The organism is Streptomyces sp. NPDC104581, assembly GCF_055583685.1.
In genome coordinates this window covers 17,934-43,400 of record NZ_JBVJNN010000026.1, presented here as the reverse complement: position 1 = coordinate 43,400, position 25,467 = coordinate 17,934, and the positions used below count along the sequence as shown (strand labels likewise).

Genomic DNA, 25,467 nt, shown 5'->3' with positions numbered 1-25,467 from the left:
CCACTCAAAAGGCTGGACATTCTCCAGATCAAACCGGCATCCGCTCGATGACACGCCGCTTCGGCGCCTAGGATTCCCCCTATCACCTCACCGGTCTCATTCGACAGGAACCCCATGAGCGACACTTCCTCCCCATTCGGCTTCGAGCTCGTGCGGCGTGGTTACGACCGCGGTCAGGTGGATGACCGCATTACCAAGCTCGTCGCCGATCGTGACAGCGCTCTCGCACGGATCACCGCACTGGAAAAGCGCATCGAGGAGCTCCACCTCGAAACGCAGAACGCCCAGGCCCAGGTCACCGACGCGGAGCCGTCGTACGCCGGCCTGGGAGCGCGCGTCGAGAAGATCCTCCGCCTCGCCGAGGAGGAGGCGAAGGACCTGCGCGAAGAAGCCCGTCGCGCGGCCGAACAGCACCGCGAGCTCGCCGAGTCGGCGGCCCAGCAGGTGCGCAACGACGCCGAGGCGTTCTCCGCCGACCGCAAGGCGAAGGCCGAGGACGAGGGCGTCCGCATCGTCGAGAAGGCGAAGGGCGAGGCCCAGACCCTGCGCTCCGAGGCGCAGAAGGACGCGCAGCAGAAGCGCGAGGAGGCGGACGCGCTCTTCGAGGAGACCCGCGCCAAGGCCGCCCAGGCCGCCGCGGACTTCGAGACGAACCTCGCCAAGCGGCGTGAGCAGTCCGAGCGTGATCTGGCGTCGCGTCAGGCGAAGGCCGAGAAGCGTCTGGCCGAGATCGAGCACCGCGCCGAGCAGCTGCGTCTGGAGGCGGAGAAGCTCCGTACGGACGCGGAGCGCCGCGCCCGTCAGACGGTGGAGACCGCGCAGCGCCAGGCCGAGGACATCGTGGCCGACGCGAACGCCAAGGCCGACCGGATCCGCAGCGAATCGGAGCGCGAGCTGGCGGCGCTCACCAACCGCCGCGACTCGATCAACGCCCAGCTGACCAACGTCCGCGAGATGCTGGCCACGCTGACCGGTGCGGCCGTCGCCGCGGCGGGTACGCCCGCCGAGGACGAGCCGATCTCCCGCGGTGTTCCGGCCCAGCAGTCGCGCTAGGTTCACGGTCCGCAGGTAACGATCGTGCAAGCCCCCCGCCACCCGAGTGGCGGGGGGCTTTGCGCACCCATAGGTTGTCCGCATGATCGAGGTCGAAGGGCTCACCAAACGTTTCGGGAAGAAAATCGCGGTCGACCATCTCTCCTTCCAGGTCCGCCCAGGGGTGGTGACGGGTTTTCTGGGACCCAACGGAGCCGGTAAGTCGACCACCATGCGGATGATGCTGGATCTGGACATCCCGACCGGTGGATCGGTCCGCATCGACGGGAAGCCGTACCGCGAGCTCCAGGAGCCGGTGAAGTACATCGGCGCCCTGCTGGACGCGAAGGCGATGCACGGGGGGCGCAGCGCGTACAACAATCTCCTCTGTCTGGCGCAGAGCAATCGCATCCCGGTGAGCCGGGTCAGCGAAGTGCTCGACACCGTCGGTCTGACGGCCGTGGCGAAGCAGAAGTCGAAAGGTTTCTCGCTGGGGATGGGGCAGCGGCTGGGAATCGCCGCCGCGCTGCTCGGAGATCCCGAGATCCTGATGTTCGACGAGCCGGTGAATGGTCTGGACCCGGAGGGCATCCACTGGATTCGCAACTTGATGAAAGCCCTCGCCGCGCAGGGCCGCACCATCTTCGTCTCCAGCCATCTGATGAGTGAAATGGCGCTGACGGCGGACCACTTGATCGTGATCGGTCAGGGAAGACTGCTCGCGAACACGTCGATGGCTGATTTCATCCAGACGAACTCCCGCAGTTTCGTACGGCTCCGTTCCCCGCAGCAGGAGCAGATCCGCGACGCGCTCCACGCGGGCGGTTTCAGCGTCGTCGACGCGGGTGACGGCGCGCTGGAGATCGACGGCTCCACCTCCGAGGAGATCGGTGAGCTGGCGGCCCGGCACGGTCTCGTGCTGCACGAGCTGAGTTCCCAACGCGCCTCGCTGGAAGAGGCGTTCATGCAGATGACGGCCGAGTCCGTCGAGTACCACGCCCACTCCGGCTCCGGCCCGGGCCCGGCGGCCCCCGCTGCCGCGGCGGCGGCCCCGGGTCCCCGGTGGGGAGAGCACGACAACCAGGGCAAGGGAGCCTGACCCATGGCATCGGTACCAGCGGTCCTCCGTTCGGAGTGGACCAAGATCCGTACGGTCTCCTCCACGACCTGGACCCTCGCCGTCGCGTTCATCGTCACCGTGGCCATGGGTGTCGCCCTGTCGGCGCTGCTCAGCTCCACGTTCGACGATCTGTCGCAGGCCGAGCGGGGCACCTTCGACCCGACCTTCGTCAGCTTCTCCGGGATGGTCCTGGGCCAGCTGGCGATGGTGGTCTTCGGTGTCCTGGTCGTCGGCTCCGAGTACAGCTCGGGCATGATCCGCACCTCGCTCGCCGCCGTACCGCAGCGGGGCGCGTTCCTCTTCAGCAAGCTGGCGGTCGCCGGGGCGCTGGCCCTGGTGGTCGGGCTCCTCACCGGCTTCGTCTCGTTCTTCCTCGGCCAGGCGGTGCTCGGCGACCACGGGACCACCCTGGGTGAGCCGGACGTGCTGCGCGCGGTGGTCGGCAGCGGTCTCTACATGGGCCTGATCGCGCTGTTCTCGATGGGCGTCGCGACGATGCTGCGCAGCTCGATGCTGTCGCTCGGCATCCTGATGCCGTTCTTCTTCCTGGTCTCGCAGATCCTCGCCTCCGTGCCGAAGGCGAAGGAGGTCGCCCGATACTTCCCCGACCAGGCGGGCTCCAAGATCATGCAGGTGGTGCCCGGCGCGATGAACTCCGACGACGCCCCCTACACCCCGTGGGAGGGCATGGGGATCATGGTGCTGTGGGTCGTCGCGGCGCTGATCGGCGGCTATCTCGTACTGAAGAAGCGCGACGCGTAGGGGTCCCGGCCCCCGGAGCGGCGGACACACCGTCCGCCGCTCCGTCGTAACGACTTGGCCGGAACCGTCAAGGCCCGGATATCCTCCTAACTCCTACGGGGGCTTTCGGCCCGGAGAGGCCACCGCCCCGATCACCTGACTGAGCTGTCGATGGGGCTGGAGAATGATCGAGGCAGTCGGCCTGACGAAGCGCTACGGCGCCAAGACGGCCGTGTACAACCTTTCCTTCCAGGTGAGGCCCGGCAGCGTCACCGGGTTCCTGGGCCCCAACGGTTCCGGCAAGTCCACGACGATGCGGATGATCCTCGGCCTCGACCGGCCGACCGCCGGCCACGTGACCGTGGGCGGCCACCCGTTCCGCGGGCTCCCCAACGCGCCCCGTCAGGTCGGCGCGCTCCTGGACGCCAAGGCGGTGCACGGCGGGCGCAGCGCCCGCAACCATCTGCTCTCGCTCGCCCAGCTCTCCGGCATCCCGGCGGCGCGGGTCGACGAGGTGCTCGGCGTGGTCGGCCTCCAGGACGTGGCGCGCCGCCGTTCCAGCGGCTACTCGCTCGGTATGGGACAGCGGCTCGGCATCGCCGCCGCGCTGCTGGGCGACCCGCAGGTGCTCCTCTTCGACGAGCCGGTGAACGGCCTCGACCCCGAGGGCATCCTCTGGGTCCGCAATCTGATGAAGCAGCTCGCGTCCGAGGGCCGTACGGTCTTCGTCTCCTCGCACCTGATGAGCGAGATGGCCCTCACCGCCGAGCATCTGATCGTGATCGGGCGCGGACAGCTGCTCTCCGACATGAGCGTGAAGGACTTCATCTCGCACAACTCGGCGGACTTCGCGCGGGTGCGCCCCGCGCAGGGCGACCGCGAGGAGCGCGAGAAGCTGGTCGCCGCGCTCGGCGAGGCGGGCGGCCGGGTGCTGTCCGAGCCGGACGGGGCGCTGCGCGTCACCGGGCTGCCGCTCCCCCGTATCAGCGATCTGGCGCACGAGTCGGACGTACGGCTCTGGGAGCTGTCCCCGCACCAGGCGTCGCTGGAGGAGGCGTACATGCGGCTGACGCAGAGCGCCGTGGACTACCGGTCGACGGCCGATCAGCTCGCCGGGTTCACGCCGCCGCCGCAGCCGGGCTACGGCGGGCAGCTGTACCAGCCGCCCGTCGTGCCCGAGGTCCCGACGCAGGGCTGGTACGCGCCGCCGCCGCCCGGCGAGAACCCGTACGCGACGGAGGGCGGCCCGGACGCGTCCCGGCAGCCCGCCGATGCCGCGCCGGAGCCCGCCGGACCCGCGCCCGCCCCCGTGGCGGCGCCCGATCCCACCAAGCGCGCGGGCGACGCGGCGGTCGGCGCGGGCGACGGGAAGACCGACACGACCGACAAGGACGACCGATGACAGCCCCGCAGGACCAGCAGGCGCCGATCTGGCAGGGCGGGCAGCCCCTCGGCTCGTACACCTCGCCGATCCCGGTCCGCCCGGCCACCCTCGGCGACGCGCTCGCCTCGGAGTGGACCAAGATCCGCTCCGTCCGCTCGACCATGTGGACTCTCGGCGTCATGATCGTCCTGATGGTGGGCGTCGGCGGACTCGCCGCCTGGGCCGTCTCCCTCTCGGAGACCACCCTCGGCGCGGAGTCGGCGCTGCCGCTGGGCTTCTTCGGCTCGCTGCTCGGCTCGATCTGCGTCATCACCCTCGGGGTGCTGACCATCGCGTCCGAGTACGGCACGGGCATGATCCGCACCACGCTGACCGCCTGCCCCAGCCGGGCCCGGGTGCTGACGGCGAAGTCACTCGTCTTCTTCCTGCTCGTCCTCACGATCACGACGGTCACGACGGCCCTGGTGGGCGCCGTCCAGGTCGCGGTGCTCGACGGGCGCGCGCCCACCGGCCAGGAGTGGCTCCAGGCCACGCTCGGCGTCGGGCTCTACATGGCGCTGCTGGGTCTGATGTCGCTGGGCGTCGGCGCGCTCATCAGGCACTCGGCGGGCGCGATCACCATCATGATCGGGGTGGTGCTGCTGCCGCTGGTGCTGGCGATGTTCATGTTCTCGTCGTCGCTGGTCGACGTGCAGCAGGCTCTCTTCGAGTACTCGATCCCGAGCCAGATCGCGGTCCTCTACGACACCTCGGTGACCGGGTCGGGACCCAGGGGCTGGGACCCGCTGTTCATCGGGACGGTCGTCACGGCCGCGGTGATGGCGCTGGCCTTCTTCTCGCTCGACCGGCGCGACGTGTAGGGGCCGCTCCCGAACGGGGTCCGGAACCGCCAACGCGGGGGCGGGGCTCAGAACCTCGGCGCGTTACGGGACCGCTGCACCCGCGAGGTGCGGCGGTCCTTCGCGTTCCAGCACGCCTTGTGCCAGTGCCGCCGGTCGTCGACGCCGCCGTACTCCGGCCACGCCACCACGTGCGGCACCCCCGAGGGGATCTCCTGGTCGCAACCCGGGCAGCGGTAGCGCTTGCCCCCGGTACCGGCGCCGGCCACCTGACGGACCGCCCACTCCTCGCCCTGCCAGGACTCGGTGCGCTGGAACCCGCCGTACCGGTCGGACGTCCCACCGTCGTGGCCGGTCGGGGTCTCGCCGCCTCGGGGGCGGTTGCGACGCGGGGACACATGACACCTCACGGGGCAGACAGCACGGTTCCCCTCCAGCGTACGGGCCGCTCTCCCGGAGCCGGGCCGCACCGCGTGAGACCGAGGGCACCCGCTCGGTGCAGTTAGCGGACAATCGCAACAACTTCCGGTGGCGACCGTGCCCATGGCACGTGTCAGACGTTAATGCCTGCGGGGGGAGACGCGTCAGCCCCAAGGAGGCAGAGGGCCATGCGAGTTGGAGCTTTTGTACTGGCCGCCCAGTTCCCGGGCCAGGGCCAGGGGGAAGCGCTGCACAGAGCCGTACGTACGGCGGAGGTCGGCGAGGAGGCAGGGCTGGACTCGGTCTGGCTGGCCGAGCACCACTTCGTGCCGTACGGCACGTGCCCGTCGGCGGTGACTTTGGCCGGGCTGCTCCTGGGGCGCACACAGCGTCTACGGGTGGGTACGGCGGTCAGCGTGTTGCCGAACACCCATCCGGTGGCACTCGGTGAGCAGGCGGCGCTGCTGCATCTGCTCTCCGGCGGCCGGTTCTCGCTCGGCGTCGGCAGGGGCGGCCCGTGGGTCGATCTGGAGGTCTTCGGATCGGGTCTGCGGGCGTACGAACGGGACTTCCCCGAATCGCTCGACCTGCTGCTGCGGTGGCTGCGCGAGTCACGGGTGTCGGCGGACGGTGAGCGCTACCGCTTCCGTGAGGTCCCCGTCGTACCGAGGCCGGACGAGCTGATCGGCGGCGCCGGCGGTCCCGAGGTGGTCGTCGCGTGCACGTCCGCGAGGAGCGTGCGGCTCGCCGCCGAGCGCGGACTGCCGATGCTGCTGGGGATGCACTGCGGGGACGAGGAGAAGGCCGGGATGGTGGCCCTGTGGCGCGAGCACGCCATCGCCTCCGGCCGGACCCCCGAGGAGGCCGACGGCGCCGGGCACGTGTCCGCGGGCGTGGCGCAGATCTCCGACGGCCGTGCGGAGGCGACGGAGACGCTGGTGAAGGCCATGCCGGGCTGGCTGCGGGAAGGGCTCGAAGCGCATGTGACGGTCGACGGCAGGCACAGGTCCATGCGCGATCCCGTCGCGTACACGGAGTTACTGTGCGGGCTGCATCCGGTGGGCTCCCCCCGGCTCGCCGCCGACCGCCTCGCGGCCACGGCGGAACGCACCGGAATCACACGCTTCGCGCTGCTCGTCGAGGGCTCCGGGGACCTGGCGGCCACGGAGGAGAACGTACGGAGGATCGGGGCCGAGGTACTGCCACAGCTCCGCTGAGGCGGCGGCGGGCCCGTCCCCCCGGGCGCGCGGCGGACGTCGGGCGGATCCCTGTGTCGGCCCAGGAATCCGCCGTCGGGCCGAAGCCGTGCGGACCGAAGGCGTCAGCAGTCCCGGAGCTCCGGGGACTGGTTGAGCAACTGCCCCCTGATGGAGGTGAAGCGGGCGAACCTCTCGTCGACCGAGGGGTCCAGCGGGAACACCGCGACCCGGTGACAGTTCTGGAATGCCAGGCGCACCCCGAAGTGGCGCTGAAGCGCTCCGCGGATCGCGTCACTGGCGAGCGCGCGCAGCAGCTGACCACGTGCCTGCTCGTCCGGCGGCGGCGTCTGGTTGTCGGCGAACTCTCCGCCGTCCACCTTCAGCTGGGCCACCAAGGAGCTGATCATCTCCCACGCGAAGGGCAGGGAGGTCCGGACGCAGTCGACGAATTCGGCTTCGTCGACCTCGCCTCGCTCGGCCTGCTCCAAGAGTGCCGGTGAGACGTCGAGCGACATGGGTTCTCCTCTCGCGACCCCGAAATATCGGGGCCTTACGGGCAGGGAAGGGGGAGACGACGACGCAGCGTGCACGACCGGCGACCTCCTGCATCCACGTTATGCGTGCTGTCCGGACCGCACCAGGCGAATGGGAACACAACCGGCCACAAACGAACGGGGCTTGAGGGGCGAATCACGGCGTACGCCGACAGTCGAGTAGCGTTGCGGACCATGCGCCTCGTCATCGCCCGCTGCTCCGTCGACTACGCGGGCCGGCTCACCGCCCACCTGCCCGCCGCCCCCCGCCTGATCCTGGTCAAAGCCGACGGGAGCGTGTCGATCCACGCGGACGACCGGGCGTACAAACCGCTGAACTGGATGTCCCCGCCCTGCACCCTCAAAGAGGGCACGGGTGACGATGTCGGGGTATGGACGGTCGTGAACAAAGCGGGCGAGAAACTGATCATCACGATGGAGGAAATCCTCCATGACTCGTCCCATGAACTCGGCGTCGATCCGGGCCTGATCAAGGATGGCGTGGAAGCACACCTCCAGGAGCTCCTCGCCGACCGCATCGAGACACTCGGCGACGGCTACAGCCTCATCCGCCGCGAGTACCCGACCGCCATCGGCCCGGTGGACATCCTCTGCCGCGACTCCGACGGCGCGACGGTCGCCATCGAGATCAAACGCCGCGGCGACATCGACGGGGTGGAACAGCTCACGCGCTACCTCGAACTGCTGAACCGCGACCCCCATCTCTCCCCGGTCCGCGGCCTGTTCGCCGCCCAGGAGATCAAGCCCCAGGCCCGTGTCCTCGCGACGGACCGGGGCATCGGCTGCGTGGTGCTGGACTACGACGCGCTGCGCGGTATCGAGGACGACAAACTGCGGCTGTTCTAGGGCGTGTCGCCGAGCGGCGGGGCGCCCGGCCCCGCCGCCTCCCGCCCCCGCTTCCACCGCCGCCTGCGGGCGCCCGTCAGCCGAAGTCGTCGGGGACGATGCGGAGTCTGTGCGCGACGCGGGCGAGGGCCTTCTGGTCGGCCGCGTTGAGCGAGTCGAGGACGATACGGCGCACGGCGCGCAGATGCGTCGGCGCCGCCTCGCGCACGACGCCGAAGCCCGCGTCGGTGAGTTCGGCGAGGGTGTAACGGCCGTCGGCCGGATCGGGGGCCCGTACGACCCAGCCCCGCTGTTCACAGCGTTTGACGACGTTGGACAGGCGCGAGAGCGACCCGCTGGCGAGGAACGCCAGCTCTCCCATCCGCAGCTTGCGCTCCGGCGCCTCGGAGAGATGGCTGAGCACGAGGTACTCGAACAGCGTGAGGCCGTGCTCCTGCCGCAGCGGCGACTCCAGCTTGGCGGGCAGCAGCAGGACCAGCGAGATCAGCCCCGTCCACGCCGCCTTCTCCTGCTCGTCGAGCCATCGCGGATCGCCGTCGCCCTCATGCCCGCCCGTGCCGCCCATGGGCCCTCCCGCACCGCTCATCGGTCTTCCCGTCCCTCCGGCATCGCCCGTCATCACTTTGCGCTTGAAGTCATCGCTTGCTACTCTCACTTTACGCGTGAACTCATCCCAGAGGAAACGCACCCCTGTGGACAGGAAGAGGAAGCATCATGAGCACCGTCACCTTCGGCATCGTTCCGGGCTACGGCGAGAAACTGCACGCGGCCCTCGGCTACAGCGGGGCCGTCCGCGTCGGCGACCGGGTCGAGATCTCCGGCCAGGCCGGGGTGGACGACGACCTGGTCGTCCCCGACTCGCTGGAAGAAGAGATCATCCAAGCCTTCGACAACGTGGAGCGCACCCTCGCCACCGTCGGCGCGACCTGGAAGGACGTCATCCACGTCAACTCGTACCACAAGGTCGCACCGGGGGACGACGTGATCGGCGACGACCACAACAGGGTCATGGCCGAGCAGTTCCGCCGCCGTCTCGACGGCCGCGCGCCGATCTGGACCGAGACCGGTGTCACGGTCCTCGGCCTCGCCGCCATGCGCGTGGAGATCCGCGTCACGGCCGTCGTCGGCTCCGGGAACTGAACCGCGCCTTACGGGGCGACGGGCGGACACCGCCGAACGGGGACCGGGAACCGGCCCCCGCCCGGCTGTCCGTCATCGGCCGCCGTTCCCGGCACCGCTGACCTCGTTCGCCATCTCCTGGAGGATCTTCCGCCACGGACGGGGATCGAACGACCGCAGTACCTGCTCCTTGTCCCGCTTCAGCGCTTCCCGCACGGCGGCGTCACCGCGACGGTTCCTCGCCATCAGATCGAGCAGCCGGCCGGCCGCCCCGGGAATCCCCGCGCTGTCCGGCACCCTGACGCTACTGCTCCGCGTCCCGTAGATGTCCTCGAAGCACGCGTATTCGGTGACGGCGCACGGCACTTCCGCCACGGCCGCCAGCGCCGGCCCGAGCCCGACGCTCTCCACGTCCGAGGTGTTGGGTGTGAAGAGCACCGCTCCCCCGCTGTCCCGGCAGAGCCCCAGCAGGTCGATCTCGTCGAGCCGCCAGCGGCCCTCGGCATCCCGGTGGCTCGACAGCGGTACGCCGTCCAGGAAGACCACGTCGTCCTCGACCCCCAGCTCCCGGACGGTGGAGAGCACCTCACGGGCGTACGGCGGGTCCTCGTCCAGACTGCCGAACACCAGCAGGCAGGGCGCCGGTGTCCCCCGCTCCGCACAGAGGCGCCTCATCTCCGCGAACACCGAGACGGCTATCTCCACCCCCTTCACCTGGAACACCCGCACGGGCACCAGCAACAGCGGCCGGTCCGGGGTCAGTCGGTGCTGCGCCAGGAAGGCGGCGTGCCGGTCGCCGGGCTCCCGTTCCCGCAGCGCCGGGAGTACGTTCGGCAGCGTCGTCGCTTCGAGCTCCGTCGGATATCCCCGCACCTCCTCCGCCAGCGCGGGCGAGATGACGGCCCAGCGGTGGCACGGATGCGTACCGGGCACGGGGGTGAACTCGTTCGGCGACGCCGGGTACACCCGCTCCCCGTCCTCGAAGATCGCACAGGTGCCGAAGAGGTCGTGGTCCCAGAACAGCACCCCGCCCGGCACCCCGGGGGGCCAGCGGCGGGCGGCGGCCCGGTGCAGGCCGAGGGTCACCGGGACGGCGTCGGAGAGCGTCATGTTGACCGCGCAGACCCAGTCGACGTCGTGTTCCTCGAACCAGCGCGTGAAGTACTCCTCGTACGGCACTGCGAGCGACTCGACGGCCCGGCTCAGCTCCGCGCGCTCCCCGTCGTCCAGTGCGCCGGCCCGTGCCACCGCCGCGCGGATCCGGGTCAGTTCACTCATCAGCTCCGCGCGGCCGGTGCCGACGGGCACGGCGTCACTGGTGCACATCCAGTCGGGGTACACGCTGTGCTCGGCGCCCCGCGGGAAGAAGTGCTGCTTGTCGGGCCGCCAGGAGAAGCCGAGATCGGCCACCACCGGCAGCTTGAGCCTGCCGTTTCCCAGCTCGGACTCGATCACGTTCCTGAAGATGGTGAGCAGACCGCTCACGGGCAGGCCATCTCCTGATATCAGCGCCAGTTTCAAGGGAAACCTCTCTTCGGAGGGTGCTGGAGCGAATCCCGGGACCGGGACCCCTCACCCGCGTGCACACCCGTGGGCGGACCCGCGCGATCACCTGTGATCGTGAGCCAGGAGCTGCCAAGTATTCATTGATCAATGGGCAGTTGGGACCAGGGCCCGATCGGCGGCGGGGCACTACGCTGCCCTGTCATGGAGCGGACCCGACTCGACATCGACCGGATCCGGGCGGCCCGGCGGGTGATCGATCCCGTTTTCCTCGGCACTCCGCTGTACCGGTGCGAGGCGCTGGAGGCCGTGCTCGGCTGTGCGGTGAGCGTCAAGCTCGAAACGGCGAACCCGGTCCGGAGCTTCAAGGGCCGGGGCACCGAGGTGGTCGCGAGTCGGCTCGCCGACAGCGGCTCGGGAGCCGTGGTGTGCGCGAGTGCGGGCAACCTCGGTCAGGCCCTCGCGTGGTCCGGGCGCGGCCGGGGCCTCGATGTGACCGTCGTGGCGTCCCGCTTCGCGACAGCGGCCAAGCTCGATCGCGTACGCGCGCTGGGCGCCCGGCTGGAACTGGTCGACGGGGACCACGAGTCGGCCCGTGAGCGGGCGGCGGACATCGCCCGTTACGAGGGAATCCGGCTGGTCGAGGACAGCCTGGACATCGAGACCTGCGAAGGCGCCGCGACGATCGGTCTGGAACTGGTGGCCACCGCGCCGTCGTTCGACACCGTGCTCGTCGCGCTCGGCGGCGGGGCGCTGGCGACCGGTGTGGGGCACGTGCTCAAGACCCTCGCCCCCGGGGTCGAGGTGATCTGCGTCCAGCCGCTGGGCGCGCCGGCGATGACCCGCTCGTGGCACCGACGGCGCGTCGTCACCACCGAGTCGGCCGACACCATCGCCGACGGCGTCGCGGGCCGGTGTCCCATCCCCGCCGTCCTGGACGACCTCCTGCTCGTCGCCGACGACGCCGTCCTCGTCCGGGAGACGTCGATCACCACCGGTATGCGGATGCTCCTGGAGCACGCCGGTCTCGTCGTCGAACCGTCGGCCGCGCTCGGGATCGCGGCGGTCGTCGAGGACCCGGACCGGTTCGCCGGCCGCCACGTGGTCACCGTCGTCTGCGGCGGCAACGTCGACATGGACGCCCATCACCGCTGGGTCGGCGCGGCGCCCGTGCCGCCGCCCGGGACCTGACGGAGCCCCGGGCGCCCTGCGGGGCGGTCAGATCACCGGCGACGTCGCGTCCGGGCCGTCCGCCGTGCTCTCCGTGACGTCGGTGCCCTCGGCGCCCTCGGTGCCTTCCGTGCTCTGCGTGGTCGCGGGGTCCGAGGGCGCCGCGGACGTAGGTGCCACCGGGATGCCCACGGTCTCCGACTCCGGTGGCGGTGCCGGGGTGGTCGTCGTGGGCGGGGGTGAGGTCGGCGTCGTCGGCGGCGGCGACGTGGGGGCCGACGGGGAGGGGCTGGAGTCGGTGGGGTCGGGGTCCGGCTCGGAGTCCGTGGGGTCGGGGTCCGGCTCCGAGGGATCCGGCTCGTCGTCCGGCTCCGACGGGTCGTCGGACGGGCTGTCGCCCGGGTCCGCCGACTCGGATCCGCCGCTCGCGCCCGGCGTCGGCGCGCCCGAACCGGTGGTGCGGGGAACGCCCGCCGGTTCGGCGGGCTTCTCCGTGCCCGCTTCCGCGGGCGTCTCGGTGTCGTACCCGGTGCCGTCGTCGTCCGCCGAACTGTCGGTCTGCACCCGGTCCGTCGGTGTGTCGTTGCCCGACGCCCCGAGTGTGACGACCGTGCCCAGTACGGCGGCGAGCACCGCGCCCGCGCCGGCGGCGACCAGATTGCGGCGGGCCCCGCCCAGCACCGTGCGCCGTCGGCCCGTGGACGACGTGCCGGTGGGGGCTCCCGCCGCCGGGGTGTCGTCGCGGCGGGTGACCAGCGTCAGCCGCTCGTCCGGCGACGGCGGCTTCAGGACGGGTACGACCATGGACACGCCGCGCGAGGGCGACACCGGCGGTCCGGCGTCGGCCTTGCGGAACGCGGCCGGGGTGTTGCCGTTCTCCCGGTCGGAGACGAGCGCCAGCGCCCTGCGCCCGGAGACCGTGCCGCGCTTGTCCGCCACCGCGCCGCGCATGCTGATGGAGGTCTCCAGCTCGGCGCGGGCCCGGTCCAGGCGCCCGACGCAGAGCGCGAGAATGCCCAACTCGTGGTGGAAATAGGCTTCTTCGGCGACCTCTCCGGCGATCCTGGCCGCTTCCTGCCCGATCCGCAGCGCGCGCTCCCAGGCGCCCCAGTGCAGCCCCGCCATGAAGGCGGGCGCCGCGCCCCTGGCCAGCAGGACAGCGGCGCTCGCGTGCCCCGGCTCACCGCTGGAGACCAGCGGTGTCATCGCGGCGAGCAGCGCGTCCGCCTCGGAGGCGGCCCGCCGGGGGGTGACCGAGGGATGTCCGGCCCACCAGGTGAAGTGCTGGACGGCGGTGTGCGCGCGCGACGTGGCCTCGACTCCGTACCCCTGCGCCTCCAGTTGGGCCTGCGCCCCGGCGGCGAGCCGGTAGCGCGGTCCGACGGGCGACAGGAGCCCGGCGTTCATGAGTTCGCCGACGGCGGCGTCGGCGTGGGTGTCGCCCACCAGGGCCGGCAGATGGGCCTGGTGCGGCACCTCGCCGCCGAGCGCGACGGCGAAGCGCAATGTCTCACGGGCGGCCTCACCGAGCCGGGAGGCGAGCAGCACGGCGGGTGCGGCTCCCTCGCCGAGGGTCGGCAGGGGTACGTCGTGCTGCCCGTCGGCGGTGGACCCGTCGTGTGCGGACCGGTCCTGGCCGTGCGGCGCGCCGTCCAGTTCGTGGACGAAGACCCCGTCCTCGTACGCACCGGAGCCGGCGCGCAGCCTGTCGCGGCCGCGCAGCAGGGCGCCCGCCTGGACGAAGCGCTGCGGCAGCCCTTCGGACTCGAACCAGAGGTCACCGGCCCAGTTCGCCTCCTCGTCGGTGAGGGGGCGACCCGTGGCACGCTCCAGCAGATCGAGCGAGGCGCCGCGGCCGAGGCCGCCGAGCAGGACCTCTTCGAGCCGCGCACGGCCGATGGGGGCGTCCACGTCGGGGGTGACCGCGAGGAGGAAGGCGCATTCCGGCGCGGCTTCGAGGAGTTCGTCCAGCGGGTCGCCGCCGAATTCGAGGTCGTCGAGGACGACCACGGCGCCGATGCCGCGGACGAGTTCGAGCAGTCCGGCGCGGTCGGGGCGGTACAGCACGGACCGGTACACGGCCGCGTACAGCTCGTACAGCAGCTCGGTGACGGTGCGGTGGTGGCCGGAGAGCCGTACGACGCCGTCCGGGGCCAGTTCCTCGCAGTCGGCGGCGACGGCTTCGAGGAGCGCGGTGCGGCCGGAGCCCGCCGAACCCGTGAGGCGTACACAGTGGCCGCGCCCCAGCAGACCGACGAGCCGCTCGCGCTCCTCCTGGCGCTCCAGCAGCGGGAACGGGGTCGCGCCGGGACCCGGCGGTATGGGCGGCCGGCCGGCCCTGCGCTGTTCGGCGCGCTCCTGCGCGTCGAGCCTGACGGGGGTGGGCGGCTGCGATCCCGGCGGGCACGGCTCGATCTCGCTGCCGTCGACCGGGTTGACCGTGATCAGGAAGTCGCCCGAGATCAGTTCGACGGTGCGGGCGGGCGTCGGGTGCGACAGCCACGGGTTCGGGCGGCCGTCGCCTTCCGCGGGCCGCTCGCCGGTGCGCCCGGCGCCCTCGGGACGCGGGTCCGCCGGATGGGTCGGATCGGTCGGGTTCATCGTCAAAGCCCCCCAGATCGTGGCGTGTGGTTGCCCTTCCGGCCTCGCACGCCCCGCTGTCGCTTCTGGTCCGGTGCCCGCCGCATGGGTTGTTGGCCGGCCGACGGCCGAACCCTAAACCTCCGCACAGTATCCAGGAACAGGCGGGGTGCCACCCCGTCCGAGACGTCACGGTCTCGTGAGGATTGTGCGGGGCCCTCCTGGCGTCAGACGCGCGGAAGCGATTCTGCCGCGATGCCGCCCTCGATGGCGAGGATGCGGTGCAGCCGCGTGGCCACCAACAGGCGCTGCATCTGGGTCGGCACGCCGCGCAGGACGAGTCTGCGTCCGCAGCGGCCGGCCCTGCGGTGCGCGCCCATGATGACGCCGAGGCCCGTGGCGTCCCAGGAATCCAGTCCGGTCAGATCGAGCACCAGGTCGCCGGCTCCGTCGTCGACGGCCGTGTGCAGGACCGTACGGGCGTCCGCCGCGCTGCGGACGTCGAGGCGGCCCTCGACGACCAGCTCGACGTGGTCGCCCCTGATGTGCATATCCGCTCCCCGAATGCCTCTGTGCTCCGCGTCTGTGTTCTCGGTCTGTGTGCGGCGCGATGCGTTCACGCAACGCGTTCGTGTGGTGCGTTCGTGCGATGTCCCTGTGCAACACCTGACAGCCGTACGGCCCCGGAAGTTGCCGTCCGTGAGCGAACCGATACCGAATTCACCCGGTGGGGTGATCAGCGACCGGTCGGTGTCGCCCGGTGCCCACCCCTTCGGCCGCCGGCGAGAAGCTCAGTGCTTGTAGAAGCCCTGCCCGCTCTTGCGCCCGATGTCACCCGCGTCCACCATCCGGCGCATCAGCTCCGGCGCGGCGAACTTCTCGTCCTGCGACTCGGTGTAGATGTTGTCGGCGGCGTGCAGCAGGATGTCGACGCCCGTGAGGTCGGCGGTCGCGAGCGGGCCCATGGCGTGGCCGAAGCCGAGCTTGCACGCGATGTCGATGTCCTCGGCGGTGGCGACGCCGGACTCCTGGAGCTTGGCCGCCTCGACGACCAGGGCGGTGATGAGCCTGGTGGTGACGAAGCCCGCGACGTCACGGTTGACGACGATGCAGGTCTTGCCGACCGATTCGGCGAACTCCCGTGTGGTGGCGAGGGTTTCGTCGCTGGTCTTGTAGCCGCGTACCAGTTCGCAGAGGTTCATCATCGGTACGGGTGAGAAGAAGTGCGCGCCGACGACCCGCTCGGGACGCTCCGTCGCCGCCGCGATCTTGGTGATCGGGATCGCCGAGGTGTTGGAGGCGAGGACGGTGTCGTCGCGGACGAGCTTGTCGAGCGCGCGGAAGATCTCGTGCTTGATGTCGAGCTTCTCGAAGACGGCCTCGACGACGATGTCGGCGTCGGCCGCGGCGTCCAGATCGGTGGTCGTGGTGATCCGGGCGAGGGCGGCGTCCGCGTCCGCCTCTTCGAGCCTGCCCTTGGCGACGAATCTGGCGTACGAGGCACGGATCGCGTCCTTGCCCCGGACCAGGGCCTCGTCGGTCACGTCCCGCAGGACCACGTCCCAGCCCGCCTGGGCCGAGACCTGCGCGATTCCGGACCCCATGAGTCCGGCACCGATGACGGCGAGCTTCCTGGCCACGACGTACCCCTTGATTTCCGCTCCGGACCCGCGAGTGCCTTAACACACGCTTTACATTTGCTCTCTGCCGGAGGCTATCGGTCGTGAGGTGCGCTGTGGTGATGAAGAGATGCGCGTCACGTCTCACATGACGGACATCACAACCGCAGACGGCACGAGTCGGTCCATCAGCGTTGCCGTACAGCGTACTTGAGCATCTTCCCGCCCCGCACTTCGCCGGCCGGACGCGACGAGCGCGCCGCGCGCCCAGGCGAGTTGACCGGGGACCGGGGCGGGCAGCCGCGTCCAGGGCCCGTCGTGCGGGTCAGGCCCTAGGCTGGCCGCATGGTCAATCTGACGCGTATCTACACCCGTACCGGCGACCAGGGCACCACGGCGCTCGGCGACATGAGCCGTACGGCCAAGACCGATCCGCGGATCGCCGCCTACGCCGACGCGAACGAGGCGAACGCCGTCATCGGCGGGGCGATCGCGCTGGGGCAGCTCAGGGACGATGTCGTCAAGGTCCTCGTACGGGTCCAGAACGACCTCTTCGACGTCGGCGCCGACCTCTCCACACCGGTCGTCGAGGCGCCCGAGTACCCGCCGCTGCGGGTCGAGCAGTCGTACGTCGACAAGCTGGAGGCGGACTGCGACCGCTTCCTGGAGGAGACCGGGAAGCTGCGCAGCTTCATCCTCCCCGGCGGCACGCCCGGTGCGGCGCTGCTGCACCAGGCGTGCACCGTCGTACGGCGCGCGGAGCGCTCGACCTGGGCGGCGTTCGAGGTGCACGGGGAGACCATGAACCCGCTGACGGCGACCTATCTCAACCGGCTCTCCGACCTCCTGTTCATCCTGGCGAGGGTGGCCAACAAGGAGGTCGGCGACGTGCTGTGGGTGCCGGGCGGCGAGCGCTAGGGTCTGTCGTTTGGATCAGGCCGGATGAGTGAGCGGGGTCCGGTGCGTGCGATCGCAAGGCGGAGGAGGGAGGCATGGCGGAGCCATGCCGACCGACGACAACGCGGCGAGCGTGCGTGCCGGGGCACGCGAGCCCGGCAAGATCCAAACGACAGACCCTAGACCGGCGCCGCGCGGGGGCCGGCCCTACCGGTCGCTGTAGGACGTGGGGCGTTCGGCCGGCGCGGGGCCGCCGGGGTCCTGCTTCGGGAAGAGCGTGTAGCAGAGCGCGATCACCACGTTGACACCGATCACGAAGACCATCTTCTCCTGCCACATCCGCAGCGACCCGATGTCCCCGTCGGAGCCCACGTACCAGATCGCGGACTGGAGCAGACCGATCGCGATGGCGGACGCGGTCGCCCAGCGGGCCGCCGTCCGCCACTCGTGGACCATGCGGGCCCTGCCGTACTTCGGCGGCCGGACCGGCGGCGGGCCGTCGGCGAACCGGTGGGCGAAGCGCGCGTCGGCCCACCTGATCAGCTGGGGGCCGAGGGCCACGGAGAAGCCGATGTAGACCGCAGCGAGACCGTGCTTCCAGTCCGGTTCGGCGCCGTTCTTGAGGTCGATCGCCGTCACCACCAGCAGCACGACCTCCAGCAGCGGTTCGCACAGCAGCACCGCGGTCGACGCGCGCGGCATCCCGGCGAAGTAGCGCAGGGCCAGACCGATGCCGAGCAGTACCCAGAATCCGACCTCGCAGATGATGATCAGAGTGACGATCACGGCGTTCCCCTTCCGGCTCGCTCCCAGTCTTCCGCCGGTCCGGGCCCGGATCGTCGTCACCAGTGACGAACCGTGACTGCATCCTTCGATGTAGCGCGCCGCCCGCCGGTCTCGGCCGGCGTGCGGAGGTGCCCGCCCGTGGCGCCGTGTTTGATGGTGGGGTGACCGCTCTCCCCCGTCCGCACCGAGAGGACGTCCTGATCGCCGCGGCCGGCCTGGTCGGCGGCGTGCTGCTCTGGGCGCTCGGGCTGCACATCCAGGGGAGCGACCGGGGACTGCCCGGTTCCTGGGTGCTGGTGCCGGTCGCCGCCGTCTCCCTGGTGGAGCTGGTGCGCAGGAGCGCGCCCCGCACGGCCCTGCTGGTGGCCGCCCTCGCGCTCGTTCTCGACTTCTTCACCCTGGGCAGCGTGGCGACCGTCGCCATGTTCACGGACATCGTCTACGCGGCGGTGCTTTACGGCAGCCCGTCCGCCGCCCGCCGCATCCCCTGGGGCACGGCGCTGACGACGGTCGTCGTCTCCGTCGCGGCCGTGAGCTGGCTGCGCTCGCCCCAGGGCCTGCTGCTGGGTGTCCTGGCCGCCGCGATCACCATCGCGCCGGCCACCACCGGCGTACTGGTGCGCAATCACCGTGACGCCGCCGAGACAGCCCGGCTGCGGGCCGAACAGACCACGCTGCTCGCGGAGATGGACCGGACGCAGGCCGTCATGGCCGAGCGCGCGCGGATGGCCCGTGAGCTGCACGACATGGTCGCCAACCATCTGTCCGCCATCGCGATCCACTCCACCGCCGCGCTCTCCCTCGACGACGCGCGGACCTCCAAGGACGCGCTGGCGGTGATCCGGGAGAACAGCGTCGCGGGGCTGGCGGAGATGCGGCGCCTGATCGGGCTGCTGCGGGACTCCGGCGACGACCGGGAGCCGTCCCCCGCGCCGACGCTGGGGGCGCTCGATTCGCTGGTGGAGCAGGCGCGTACGAACGGCGCGCCCAGCGGGCTCACCTTCACGCTGGAGGACCGGCGGGGCGAGGGACCGGCGCTCCCGGCGCCGGTCGAGATGGCCGCGTACCGCATCGTCCAGGAGTCGCTGACCAACGCGATCAAGCACGCGCCGCGCGGCCCCGTGACGGTGTTCCTGGAGCGGACCCGGCGCGCTCTGCGTGTCGATGTCGTCAGCCCGTACGGTGACCGGCCCGGCCCGCGCGCTCCGGGGTCCGGCGCCGGTCTGGTCGGGATGCGGGAGCGGGTCGCGCTGCTGGAGGGCGAGTTCGAGGCGGGACCGGTGGCGGCGGACGGCGCCACGGGCTCCTCGTCCGGCGCGAGCGGCGGGAACGGCACGGGCGGCGGGAACGGCACGAAGATCTGGCGGGTACGGGCGGAGCTGCCCGTCGACGAGGGGGGCGGCACCGCATGACCATCCGGGTTCTGGTGGCGGAGGACCAGTCGGCGGTACGCGCGGGACTGGTGCTGATCCTGCGCAGCTCACCGGGGATCGAGGTGGTCGGCGAGGCGGCGGACGGCGAGGAGGCGGTGCGGCTGGCCCGTGAGCTGCGCCCGGACCTGGTGCTGATGGATGTTCAGATGCCCCGGCTCGACGGGGTGTCGGCGACCCGGCAGGTGGTCGCGGAGAAACTGGCCGACGTGCTCGTACTGACCACGTTCGACCTGGACGAGTACGTCTTCGGCGCGCTGCGCGCGGGGGCCGCCGGGTTCCTGCTGAAGAACACGGACGCGCGGGACCTCGTCGACGCGGTACGGACGGTGGCACGCGGCGAGGGTCTGATCGCGCCCTCCGTCACGCGCCGGCTGATCGCGGAGTTCGCCTCGCCGAAGGCCGTACGGTCACCGGAGGCGGCGGACCTCACGGTGCTCGACCGCCTCACCCGTCGCGAGCGCGAGGTGCTGGCGAGTCTGGGCGACGGGCTGTCGAACGCGGAGATCGCGGTACGGCTGGACATGGCCGAGGCGACGGTCAAGACCCATGTGAGCAGGCTGCTCGCCAAGCTGGAGCTGCGCAGCCGGGTCCAAGCGGCCGTGCTGGCACAGGAGTTGGGGATCTGAGTCGCCGTACGGGCAGCCGGCGTGCCTCGGCGGCTGATCAGCGGGCCCGCGAACGGGCGACGCCTTTGGTCTGGACCTATTGACGATTGGTCCAGACCTCCTTACTCTCACGCCACTGACTAGTGCGCGAGCTGTCGCAAGAGTCGGGTGTCACGGACCATCCCGGACCATCCCCGATCTGTCTTGACTCACTCGAGGAGTACCCCTTGAGCACGAAGACGTCCGTCCGCAGAACCAGATTCAGATCCAGATCCGTCGCGGCGCTGACCGCACTGCTCCTCCCCCTCGCCGCCATGGTCGGCCTGGCCTCCCCCGCCGCCGCCGCCACCTCCGCGACCGCGACCTACACCAAGAAGTCCGACTGGGGCACCGGCTTCGAGGGCTCGTGGACGGTGAAGAACACCGGCACCACGACGCTCAACTCCTGGACCGTCGAGTGGGACTTCCCCGCCGGCACGGGCGTCGGCTCCGCCTGGGACGCCACCGTCACCAAGAGCGGCACCAACCACTGGACCGCCAAGAACGTCGGCTGGAACGGCACCCTCACCCCGGGCGCCTCCGTCACCTTCGGCTTCAACGGCACCGGCTCGGGCTCCGGCTCCCCGACCGGCTGCAAGCTCAACGGCGCGTCCTGCGACGGCGGCAGCGTCCCCGGCGACACGCCTCCCACCGCCCCGGGCACCCCCACCGCGAGCGAGATCACGAACACGTCGGCCAAGCTCAGCTGGAGCGCCGCGACCGACGACAAGGGCATCAAGAACTACGACGTCCTGCGGGACGGCTCGAAGATCGCCACGGTCACCGGTACGACGTACACGAACACCGGCCTGACCGCGGGCACCAGTTACTCCTACAGCGTCCAGGCCCGTGACACCGCCGACCAGACCGGACCGGTCAGCGGCTCGGTCGCCGTGAAGACGACCGGCGGCGGCACGGACCCGGGCACCCCGCCCAGCGACCAGATCAAGCTCGGCTACTTCACCGAGTGGGGCGTCTACGACCGCAACTACCACGTCAAGAACCTGGTGACGTCCGGCAGCGCGTCCAAGATCACCCACATCAACTACTCGTTCGGCAACGTCCAGGGCGGCAAGTGCACCATGGGCGACGCGTACGCGGCGACGGACAAGGCGTACACCGCCGACCAGGCCGTCGACGGCGTCGCCGACACCTGGGACCAGCCGCTGCGCGGCAACTTCAACCAGCTGCGCAAGCTCAAGGCGGCCAACCCCCACATCAAGGTCCTCTGGTCCTTCGGCGGCTGGACCTGGTCCGGCGGCTTCGGCGACGCGGTGAAGAACCCCGCCGCGTTCGCGCAGTCCTGCTACGACCTGGTCGAGGACCCGCGCTGGGCCGATGTCTTCGACGGCATCGACCTGGACTGGGAGTACCCGAACGCCTGCGGTCTGAGCTGTGACACCAGCGGCCCGGCGGCGATGAAGAACATGATGCAGGCCATGCGCGCCAAGTTCGGTGCCAACTACCTGGTCACCGCGGCCGTCACCGCCGACGCGTCCAGCGGCGGCAAGATCGACGCCGCCGACTACGCCGGCGCCTCGCAGTACATGAACTGGCTCAACGTGATGACGTACGACTTCTTCGGCGCCTTCGCCGCACAGGGCCCCACGGCCCCGCACTCCCCGCTCACCTCGTACCCGGGCATCCCGCAGGCCGGCTTCAACTCGGCCGACGCGATCGCCAAGTACAAGGCGCAGGGCGTCCCGGCGAAGAAGCTGCTGCTCGGCATCGGCTTCTACGGACGCGGCTGGACCGGCGTCACGCAGTCCGCGCCGGGCGGTACGGCGACGGGCGCGGCACCCGGTACGTACGAGGCGGGCATCGAGGACTACAAGGTCCTGAAGAACAGCTGCCCGGTCACCGGCACCGTCGGCGGCACCGCGTACGCCAAGTGCGGCAGCAACTGGTGGAGCTACGACACCCCGGCGACGATCGCGACGAAGATGACCTGGGCGAAGGGCCAGGGTCTCGGCGGAGCGTTCTTCTGGGACTTCACCGGTGACACCGCGAACGGTGAACTCGTGACGGCGATCAGCAACGGTCTCAAGTAGCAGCACGCGCACAGGGCGAGGGGACGGCACCCGGACGGGCGCCGTCCCCTCGTCGTCTCCCGGAGGAGTCAGGCGACGTTCACCCGCTGGCCGGGCGGCGCCGCCTCCAGCCACGCGAGGAAGCCGGTCAGCGCGTCCTCGCTCATCGCCAGCTCCAGGCGCGTGCCCTGGTGGACACAGCCGAGCACGACGGAGTCGGAGAGCAGCGCCAGCTCCTCCTCGCCCTCGGGGGCGCGCCGGGCGAGCACCTCGATGGCGGAGCGTTCCAGACTGCGGCGGGGCCTCGGCGCGTACGAGAACACCCGGAACCAGTTGATCCGGTCACCGCTGTACCGCGCGACGCCGTACACCCAGCCCTTGCCGGACGTGTCGGCGTCCTCGGCCACGTTCCACCGCAGCGAACAGTCGAAGGTCCCTCCGGAGCGCTGGATCAGCCGCCGGCGCAGCCCGAAGACGAAGAGCCCGACCGCGACCAGCAGAACGACCAGTCCGCAGACAAGCAGAGCGAGGACCATCTGTACCGACCTCCTCGCCTATCGAGTAACCCGCACGAACGAACAGAAACAGGTGCCGCATCGCCTCAGCCGCGACACGGTCTGGATGACTCCAGAACGGGCCGCGGCTGAGGGTAATTCCGGAAGCGGAGCGTCAACGCACCGCCACAGCGCGCAGTCGGACGTCGGCGCGACGCTCGGCGGCGTCGTCCTCGGCCGACTTCGCACGCTCCAGCGCGCGCTCGGCACGCTGGGCGTCGATCTCGTCCGCCAGCTCGGCGATCTCCGCGAGCAGGGAGAGCTTGTTGTCGGCGAAGGAGAGGAAACCGCCGTGCACGGCGGCGACGACGGTGCCGCCGTCGGTCGTACGGATGGTCACGGGGCCCGATTCCAGCACACCGAGCAGCGGCTGGTGACCGGGCATGACGCCGATGTCGCCGGACGTGGTGCGCGCGACGACCAGGGTGGCCTCGCCGGACCAGACACTGCGGTCCGCGGCGACCAGCTCGACGTGCAGCTCAGCAGCCAAGGGTGCTCCTCGGGTCACCACCCGGCTGTGCAGCCGGGTGTCGGTCTAATTCTATGGGGTCACGATCGGCGGTTCGGAGGGGGGCGGCACGGAACCGCCCCCCACCGTTGAGTCGGGGACTCAGGAGACGCCGAGCTCCTTGGCGTTCGCCTTCAGGTCCTCGATGCCACCGCACATGAAGAACGCCTGCTCGGGGAAGTGGTCGTACTCCCCGTCGCAGATCGCGTTGAACGCGGCGATCGACTCGTCGAGCGGCACGTCGGAGCCGTCCAGGCCGGTGAACTGCTTGGCGGCGTGGGTGTTCTGCGACAGGAAGCGCTCGACGCGACGGGCACGGTGGACGACGAGCTTGTCCTCCTCGCCCAGCTCGTCGATACCGAGGATCGCGATGATGTCCTGGAGGTCCTTGTACTTCTGGAGGATCCCCTTGACGCGGCTGGCCGCGTCGTAGTGCGCCTGCGAGATGTAGCGCGGGTCCAGGATGCGGGACGTCGAGTCCAGCGGGTCGACCGCCGGGTAGATGCCCTTCTCCGAGATCGGACGCGACAGCACGGTCGTCGCGTCGAGGTGCGCGAAGGTCGTGGCCGGGGCCGGGTCGGTCAGGTCGTCCGCCGGCACGTAGATCGCCTGCATCGAGGTGATCGAGTGACCACGGGTCGAGGTGATGCGCTCCTGGAGCACACCCATCTCGTCCGCCAGGGTCGGCTGGTAACCCACCGCGGACGGCATACGGCCGAGCAGCGTGGAGACCTCGGAACCGGCCTGGGTGAAGCGGAAGATGTTGTCGATGAAGAGCAGCACGTCCTGCTTCTGCACATCGCGGAAGTACTCCGCCATGGTCAGGGCGGACAGGGCGACCCGCAGACGGGTGCCCGGCGGCTCGTCCATCTGGCCGAAGACCAGCGCGGTCTTGTCCAGGACGCCCGACTCGGTCATCTCGTCGATGAGGTCATTGCCCTCACGGGTGCGCTCACCGACACCGGCGAACACGGAAACACCGTCGTGCAGCTTCGCCACACGCATGATCATTTCCTGGATGAGGACCGTCTTGCCGACGCCCGCTCCACCGAACAGACCGATCTTGCCGCCCTTGACGTACGGGGTCAGCAGGTCGACGACCTTCAGGCCGGTCTCGAACATCTCGGTCTTGGACTCGAGCTGGTCGAAGGCCGGGGCCTTGCGGTGGATCGGCCAGCGCTCGGTGATCTGCGCGGTGCCGTCCGGGTCGTTCAGGATCTCGCCGAGGGTGTTGAACACCTTGCCCTTGGTCACGTCACCGACGGGCACCGAGATGCCCGTGCCGGTGTCCGTCACCACGGCCTGGCGGACCAGACCGTCGGTCGGCTGCATCGAGACCGCGCGGACGACTCCCTCACCCAGGTGCTGGGCGACTTCGAGCGTCAGCGTCTTCCGCTTGCCGTCCTCGGCCGGGTCGGCCACGTCGACGTGCAGTGCGTTGTAGATGTCCGGCATCGCGTCGACGGGGAACTCCACGTCGACGACCGGGCCGATGACCCGGGCCACGCGGCCCGTGGCCGTGCTTCCCGGGGTGGCCGCCTCAACAGTGGTCGTCATTACTTTTCACTCCCCGCGGTCGCGTCGGCCAGGGCGCTGGCGCCACCGACGATCTCGCTGATTTCCTGGGTGATTTCGGCCTGGCGGGCCGCGTTGGCAAGCCGGGAGAGGCTCTTGATGAGGTCCCCGGCGTTGTCGGTCGCCGACTTCATCGCGCGGCGGGTGGCTGCGTGCTTGGAAGCCGCGGCCTGGAGCAGCGCGTTGTAGATACGGCTCTCGACGTAGCGCGGCAGCAGGGCGTCGAGGACGTCCTCCGCCGACGGCTCGAAGTCGAACAGCGGAAGGATCTCGTGCTGCTTCGCCGACTCCTCGTCCGCCTCCGCCGTGTCGGCGAGGGAGAGAGGCAGCAGCCGGTTCTGCACCGGCGTCTGCGTCAGCATCGAGACGAACTCGGTGAAGACGATGTGGAGCTCGTCCACGCCGCCTTCCGCCGTGTCCCGCTGGACCGCCTCGATCAGCGGTCCGGCGACGTCCTTGGCGTCCGCGTAGGTGGGACTGTCGGTGAAGCCGGTCCACGACTCCGTGACCTTGCGCTCACGGAAGCCGTAGTAGGCGACACCCTTGCGGCCGACGATGTACGAGTCGACCTCCTTGCCCTCACCCCTGAGCCGCTCGGTGAGCCGCTCCGCCGCCTTGATGGCGTTGGAGGAGTAGCCGCCGGCCAGTCCGCGGTCGCTCGTGATGAGCAGGACCGCGGCCCGGGTCGGCGCCTCGACCTCCGTGGTCAGGGCGTGCTTGGTGTTGGATCCGGTCGCCACCGCCGTGACCGCGCGGGTGAGCTCGGTCGCGTACGGTGTGGAGGCCGTCACCTGGCGCTGCGCCTTGACGATGCGCGAGGCGGCGATCATCTCCATCGCCTTGGTGATCTTCTTGGTCGCGGTGACGGATTTGATGCGACGCTTGTAGACCCGGAGCTGGGCTCCCATGAGTCA

At 70.6% G+C, this 25,467-nt stretch carries 25 protein-coding genes; 13 read left to right on the top strand and 12 right to left on the bottom strand.

Features of this window, described 5'->3' with window-relative positions:
- Positions 1 to 114 precede the first annotated feature (114 nt).
- The 5 genes from ACZ61E_RS21505 (at position 115) to ACZ61E_RS21485 (ending at position 5,137) form a co-directional block, all read left to right on the top strand.
- On the top strand, positions 115 to 1,053 hold the full coding sequence (locus ACZ61E_RS21505; protein WP_469701437.1) for a cellulose-binding protein: 939 nt from the start codon (positions 115 to 117) through the stop codon (positions 1,051 to 1,053).
- Positions 1,054 to 1,135: 82 nt separating this feature from the next.
- Complete coding sequence (locus tag ACZ61E_RS21500; protein WP_469701436.1) at positions 1,136 to 2,131, top strand: ABC transporter ATP-binding protein; 996 nt, start codon at positions 1,136 to 1,138, stop codon at positions 2,129 to 2,131.
- A gap of 3 nt (positions 2,132 to 2,134) precedes the next feature.
- On the top strand, positions 2,135 to 2,914 hold the full coding sequence (locus ACZ61E_RS21495) for an ABC transporter permease (RefSeq protein WP_469701435.1): 780 nt from the start codon (positions 2,135 to 2,137) through the stop codon (positions 2,912 to 2,914).
- A gap of 163 nt (positions 2,915 to 3,077) precedes the next feature.
- Positions 3,078 to 4,295: an ABC transporter ATP-binding protein gene (locus ACZ61E_RS21490; protein ID WP_469701434.1), complete on the top strand. Its 1,218-nt coding sequence runs from the start codon at positions 3,078 to 3,080 to the stop codon at positions 4,293 to 4,295.
- Positions 4,292 to 5,137, top strand: coding sequence for an ABC transporter permease subunit (locus ACZ61E_RS21485; protein ID WP_469701433.1), 846 nt, complete (start codon positions 4,292 to 4,294; stop codon positions 5,135 to 5,137). Before ACZ61E_RS21490 ends, ACZ61E_RS21485 begins: the two co-directional genes overlap by 4 nt.
- A gap of 47 nt (positions 5,138 to 5,184) precedes the next feature.
- Here the strand turns inward: ACZ61E_RS21485 and ACZ61E_RS21480 are convergent, their stop codons facing one another.
- Positions 5,185 to 5,514: an ATP/GTP-binding protein gene (locus ACZ61E_RS21480; protein WP_469701432.1), complete on the bottom strand. Its 330-nt coding sequence runs from the start codon at positions 5,512 to 5,514 to the stop codon at positions 5,185 to 5,187.
- 210 nt (positions 5,515 to 5,724) lie between these two features.
- Here ACZ61E_RS21480 and ACZ61E_RS21475 point away from each other — a divergent pair, with 210 nt between their 5' ends.
- On the top strand, positions 5,725 to 6,753 hold the full coding sequence (locus tag ACZ61E_RS21475; protein ID WP_469701431.1) for an LLM class flavin-dependent oxidoreductase: 1,029 nt from the start codon (positions 5,725 to 5,727) through the stop codon (positions 6,751 to 6,753).
- 104 nt (positions 6,754 to 6,857) lie between these two features.
- Here the strand turns inward: ACZ61E_RS21475 and ACZ61E_RS21470 are convergent, their stop codons facing one another.
- Complete coding sequence (locus ACZ61E_RS21470) at positions 6,858 to 7,250, bottom strand: SCO5389 family protein (protein ID WP_469701430.1); 393 nt, start codon at positions 7,248 to 7,250, stop codon at positions 6,858 to 6,860.
- A 213-nt stretch (positions 7,251 to 7,463) separates the two neighbouring features.
- On the opposite strand from ACZ61E_RS21470, the gene nucS reads away from it, so the two are divergent.
- Positions 7,464 to 8,135 (top strand): endonuclease NucS, encoded by a 672-nt coding sequence (gene nucS, locus ACZ61E_RS21465; RefSeq protein ID WP_469701429.1) that lies wholly within the window; start codon positions 7,464 to 7,466, stop codon positions 8,133 to 8,135.
- Between the two features lie 76 nt (positions 8,136 to 8,211).
- On the opposite strand, the gene ACZ61E_RS21460 is transcribed toward nucS, so the two are convergent.
- On the bottom strand, positions 8,212 to 8,721 hold the full coding sequence (locus tag ACZ61E_RS21460; protein ID WP_469701428.1) for a MarR family winged helix-turn-helix transcriptional regulator: 510 nt from the start codon (positions 8,719 to 8,721) through the stop codon (positions 8,212 to 8,214).
- Positions 8,722 to 8,849: 128 nt separating this feature from the next.
- Here ACZ61E_RS21460 and ACZ61E_RS21455 point away from each other — a divergent pair, with 128 nt between their 5' ends.
- Entirely contained in the window at positions 8,850 to 9,275 is a 426-nt protein-coding gene (locus ACZ61E_RS21455; protein ID WP_469701427.1) for a Rid family hydrolase, read from the top strand.
- A 72-nt stretch (positions 9,276 to 9,347) separates the two neighbouring features.
- On the opposite strand, the gene ACZ61E_RS21450 is transcribed toward ACZ61E_RS21455, so the two are convergent.
- The gene (locus ACZ61E_RS21450; protein WP_469701426.1) at positions 9,348 to 10,739 is read right to left on the bottom strand and encodes a hypothetical protein; all 1,392 of its coding nucleotides are present in this window, start codon (positions 10,737 to 10,739) and stop codon (positions 9,348 to 9,350) included.
- Between the two features lie 222 nt (positions 10,740 to 10,961).
- Here ACZ61E_RS21450 and ACZ61E_RS21445 point away from each other — a divergent pair, with 222 nt between their 5' ends.
- Complete coding sequence (locus ACZ61E_RS21445) at positions 10,962 to 11,948, top strand: threonine ammonia-lyase (protein ID WP_469701425.1); 987 nt, start codon at positions 10,962 to 10,964, stop codon at positions 11,946 to 11,948.
- A gap of 27 nt (positions 11,949 to 11,975) precedes the next feature.
- On the opposite strand, the gene ACZ61E_RS21440 is transcribed toward ACZ61E_RS21445, so the two are convergent.
- The 3 genes from ACZ61E_RS21440 to ACZ61E_RS21430 all read right to left on the bottom strand — a co-directional run bounded on the left by ACZ61E_RS21440 (position 11,976) and on the right by ACZ61E_RS21430 (position 16,147).
- On the bottom strand, positions 11,976 to 14,528 hold the full coding sequence (locus ACZ61E_RS21440; RefSeq protein WP_469701424.1) for an ATP-binding protein: 2,553 nt from the start codon (positions 14,526 to 14,528) through the stop codon (positions 11,976 to 11,978).
- 206 nt (positions 14,529 to 14,734) lie between these two features.
- Complete coding sequence (locus tag ACZ61E_RS21435; protein ID WP_355186420.1) at positions 14,735 to 15,058, bottom strand: STAS domain-containing protein; 324 nt, start codon at positions 15,056 to 15,058, stop codon at positions 14,735 to 14,737.
- A gap of 240 nt (positions 15,059 to 15,298) precedes the next feature.
- Positions 15,299 to 16,147, bottom strand: coding sequence for a 3-hydroxyacyl-CoA dehydrogenase family protein (locus tag ACZ61E_RS21430; RefSeq protein WP_469701423.1), 849 nt, complete (start codon positions 16,145 to 16,147; stop codon positions 15,299 to 15,301).
- 324 nt (positions 16,148 to 16,471) lie between these two features.
- Here ACZ61E_RS21430 and ACZ61E_RS21425 point away from each other — a divergent pair, with 324 nt between their 5' ends.
- The gene (locus ACZ61E_RS21425; RefSeq protein ID WP_469701422.1) at positions 16,472 to 17,044 is read left to right on the top strand and encodes a cob(I)yrinic acid a,c-diamide adenosyltransferase; all 573 of its coding nucleotides are present in this window, start codon (positions 16,472 to 16,474) and stop codon (positions 17,042 to 17,044) included.
- Positions 17,045 to 17,230: 186 nt separating this feature from the next.
- Here ACZ61E_RS21425 and ACZ61E_RS21420 read toward each other — a convergent pair whose 3' ends face one another.
- A complete protein-coding gene (locus ACZ61E_RS21420) occupies positions 17,231 to 17,809 on the bottom strand; it encodes a hypothetical protein (RefSeq protein WP_469701421.1) in 579 nt (192 codons plus the stop codon).
- Between the two features lie 161 nt (positions 17,810 to 17,970).
- On the opposite strand from ACZ61E_RS21420, the gene ACZ61E_RS21415 reads away from it, so the two are divergent.
- From ACZ61E_RS21415 to ACZ61E_RS21405, 3 genes are all read left to right on the top strand, one after another.
- Positions 17,971 to 19,221 carry a sensor histidine kinase gene (locus ACZ61E_RS21415; RefSeq protein WP_469701420.1) on the top strand — a complete coding sequence of 417 codons (1,251 nt, stop codon included), beginning with the start codon at positions 17,971 to 17,973 and terminating at the stop codon, positions 19,219 to 19,221.
- Complete coding sequence (locus tag ACZ61E_RS21410; protein WP_469701419.1) at positions 19,218 to 19,868, top strand: response regulator; 651 nt, start codon at positions 19,218 to 19,220, stop codon at positions 19,866 to 19,868. The genes ACZ61E_RS21415 and ACZ61E_RS21410 overlap by 4 nt, the downstream gene beginning before the upstream one ends.
- A gap of 206 nt (positions 19,869 to 20,074) precedes the next feature.
- Positions 20,075 to 21,937 (top strand): glycosyl hydrolase family 18 protein, encoded by a 1,863-nt coding sequence (locus ACZ61E_RS21405; protein ID WP_469701418.1) that lies wholly within the window; start codon positions 20,075 to 20,077, stop codon positions 21,935 to 21,937.
- 68 nt (positions 21,938 to 22,005) lie between these two features.
- On the opposite strand, the gene ACZ61E_RS21400 is transcribed toward ACZ61E_RS21405, so the two are convergent.
- The 4 genes from ACZ61E_RS21400 to ACZ61E_RS21385 form a co-directional block, all read right to left on the bottom strand.
- Entirely contained in the window at positions 22,006 to 22,452 is a 447-nt protein-coding gene (locus ACZ61E_RS21400) for a DUF2550 domain-containing protein (RefSeq protein ID WP_469701417.1), read from the bottom strand.
- A 133-nt stretch (positions 22,453 to 22,585) separates the two neighbouring features.
- On the bottom strand, positions 22,586 to 22,960 hold the full coding sequence (locus ACZ61E_RS21395; protein WP_469701416.1) for a F0F1 ATP synthase subunit epsilon: 375 nt from the start codon (positions 22,958 to 22,960) through the stop codon (positions 22,586 to 22,588).
- A gap of 120 nt (positions 22,961 to 23,080) precedes the next feature.
- A complete protein-coding gene (atpD, locus tag ACZ61E_RS21390) occupies positions 23,081 to 24,535 on the bottom strand; it encodes a F0F1 ATP synthase subunit beta (RefSeq protein ID WP_469701415.1) in 1,455 nt (484 codons plus the stop codon).
- A complete protein-coding gene (locus ACZ61E_RS21385; RefSeq protein ID WP_469701414.1) occupies positions 24,535 to 25,461 on the bottom strand; it encodes a F0F1 ATP synthase subunit gamma in 927 nt (308 codons plus the stop codon). Before ACZ61E_RS21385 ends, atpD begins: the two co-directional genes overlap by 1 nt.
- Positions 25,462 to 25,467: the final 6 nt, after the last annotated feature.

Excerpts from the sequence above, each read along its gene's own strand:
- ACZ61E_RS21505 (WP_469701437.1), top strand. The coding sequence starts at position 115 with ATGAGCGACACTTCCTCCCCATTCGGCTTCGAGCTCGTGCGGCGTGGT.
- ACZ61E_RS21500 (WP_469701436.1), top strand. The coding sequence starts at position 1,136 with ATGATCGAGGTCGAAGGGCTCACCAAACGTTTCGGGAAGAAAATCGCG.
- ACZ61E_RS21495 (WP_469701435.1), top strand. The coding sequence starts at position 2,135 with ATGGCATCGGTACCAGCGGTCCTCCGTTCGGAGTGGACCAAGATCCGT.
- ACZ61E_RS21490 (WP_469701434.1), top strand. The coding sequence starts at position 3,078 with ATGATCGAGGCAGTCGGCCTGACGAAGCGCTACGGCGCCAAGACGGCC.
- ACZ61E_RS21485 (WP_469701433.1), top strand. The coding sequence starts at position 4,292 with ATGACAGCCCCGCAGGACCAGCAGGCGCCGATCTGGCAGGGCGGGCAG.
- ACZ61E_RS21475 (WP_469701431.1), top strand. The coding sequence starts at position 5,725 with ATGCGAGTTGGAGCTTTTGTACTGGCCGCCCAGTTCCCGGGCCAGGGC.
- ACZ61E_RS21470 (WP_469701430.1), bottom strand. The coding sequence starts at position 7,250 with ATGTCGCTCGACGTCTCACCGGCACTCTTGGAGCAGGCCGAGCGAGGC.
- nucS (WP_469701429.1), top strand. The coding sequence starts at position 7,464 with ATGCGCCTCGTCATCGCCCGCTGCTCCGTCGACTACGCGGGCCGGCTC.
- ACZ61E_RS21460 (WP_469701428.1), bottom strand. The coding sequence starts at position 8,721 with ATGAGCGGTGCGGGAGGGCCCATGGGCGGCACGGGCGGGCATGAGGGC.
- ACZ61E_RS21455 (WP_469701427.1), top strand. The coding sequence starts at position 8,850 with ATGAGCACCGTCACCTTCGGCATCGTTCCGGGCTACGGCGAGAAACTG.
- ACZ61E_RS21445 (WP_469701425.1), top strand. The coding sequence starts at position 10,962 with ATGGAGCGGACCCGACTCGACATCGACCGGATCCGGGCGGCCCGGCGG.
- ACZ61E_RS21440 (WP_469701424.1), bottom strand. The coding sequence starts at position 14,528 with ATGAACCCGACCGATCCGACCCATCCGGCGGACCCGCGTCCCGAGGGC.
- ACZ61E_RS21435 (WP_355186420.1), bottom strand. The coding sequence starts at position 15,058 with ATGCACATCAGGGGCGACCACGTCGAGCTGGTCGTCGAGGGCCGCCTC.
- ACZ61E_RS21425 (WP_469701422.1), top strand. The coding sequence starts at position 16,472 with ATGGTCAATCTGACGCGTATCTACACCCGTACCGGCGACCAGGGCACC.
- ACZ61E_RS21410 (WP_469701419.1), top strand. The coding sequence starts at position 19,218 with ATGACCATCCGGGTTCTGGTGGCGGAGGACCAGTCGGCGGTACGCGCG.
- ACZ61E_RS21400 (WP_469701417.1), bottom strand. The coding sequence starts at position 22,452 with ATGGTCCTCGCTCTGCTTGTCTGCGGACTGGTCGTTCTGCTGGTCGCG.
- atpD (WP_469701415.1), bottom strand. The coding sequence starts at position 24,535 with ATGACGACCACTGTTGAGGCGGCCACCCCGGGAAGCACGGCCACGGGC.
- ACZ61E_RS21385 (WP_469701414.1), bottom strand. The coding sequence starts at position 25,461 with ATGGGAGCCCAGCTCCGGGTCTACAAGCGTCGCATCAAATCCGTCACC.